The organism is Staphylococcus petrasii (genome assembly GCF_002902565.1).
Classification (GTDB): domain Bacteria; phylum Bacillota; class Bacilli; order Staphylococcales; family Staphylococcaceae; genus Staphylococcus; species Staphylococcus petrasii.
Genome location: NZ_PPRC01000135.1, coordinates 1 through 1,273, shown reverse-complemented (window position 1 = coordinate 1,273; position 1,273 = coordinate 1). Strand labels below are relative to the sequence as shown.

The 1,273-nt window shown below is 26.9% G+C and carries 1 protein-coding gene; it reads left to right on the top strand.

Annotated features, from left to right (window positions below; translation table 11 throughout):
- Positions 1–1,071: AlwI family type II restriction endonuclease (locus CD127_RS12520; protein ID WP_169926762.1), on the top strand; the 1,071-nt coding region annotated here is incomplete at its 5' end.
- Between the last annotated feature and the right edge of the window lie 202 nt (positions 1,072–1,273).

The window sequence follows — 1,273 nt, the reverse complement described above, 5'->3', positions numbered from 1 at the left end:
ATCCAGGATTTTTTAGAAGAAAACGCGGATAATTATTTATTATCAGATGATAATACTTTGATTTATAGCCAATTTATATTATCAAAAAAAGATGATATTGTTCGTGAATATCGAGACATGACTAAACGGACTTTTAATTTATCAGGATTATTGGATTTTAATAATGGATTAGTAAATGGTACTAATCAAGAAATTTTATCAATAATTTTTAGTGTTATGAATTTAAGTGGATCTGATGATTATGAAAATTATGAAGAAAATTTACAATCTCCATTTTATAAAGAGCTCACAATTACTGAAATATTAAACTTAGATAAATCTAGTATTCTTAACTCAATTAAAAAAGTCTTAGGGATTACAGAAACTTCACAAATTGAGAGCGTAGTGTTAACTCATAAAGAAGAAAAATTTAAAAAATTTATATCTACAACTTTTCCTAAAGAAAAAGTTATTAACATTTTAGAGCTATTTAAAAATAGAGAGGATGAAAAAATTAAAAAAGAAGTATCTGAGTCTGCAACAGTTCCGACGATTTTTGAATATATCGTCGCAATAGCGTGGTATTATATTTCTGAAGAAAAATTTTCTCTTACAAAAAGCCTCAATTTAACTTTGGATGGTGAAATGCGTCCACTATCACATGCTACTGGTGGGGCTGGCGATATTGTCATAGAATATAAAAATATGACATTAATGCTCGAAGTGACATTAATGAATGCTCATGCTCAGAAACGTGGTGAATGGGAACCTGTATTACGCCATGCTACAAATTTAACAGTGGATAACTTTAATAAAAATGTCATTACTTTATTTATAGCTAATGAATTAGACGATAACACTATTAATATTTGGCGTGCAGTAGCTAGCGTTCCATTAAAATCATCTAATAAAAATGAAGTTGCTAATTTAGTTAAAATTTTCCCATTAAAAAACGAGGAATTACTTGGTATGTTATACAACAATCTTGATGAAACGAAACTATATAACGCAATTAATGAATCTTATAGAGAGCTTGCAGGAAACTTTGATTTAAATTGGCGAAAAGATATTTTTGATAAAGCTAATATGTAACTGTTTTACAAAATAAATATTTCAATAAATTAACTTAACATCTATTTTATATTAACTTTTTAAGATTAAAAGTTTTAAACATTTGAAATAGTTAGTACTTTTATGTACCTTTCTAATAAGTTGAACCCATACGCATAGCGTATGGGTTTTTTACCTAAACACCTTAGTTTACAATAAATATTTTAATTACTCTAACTAAATA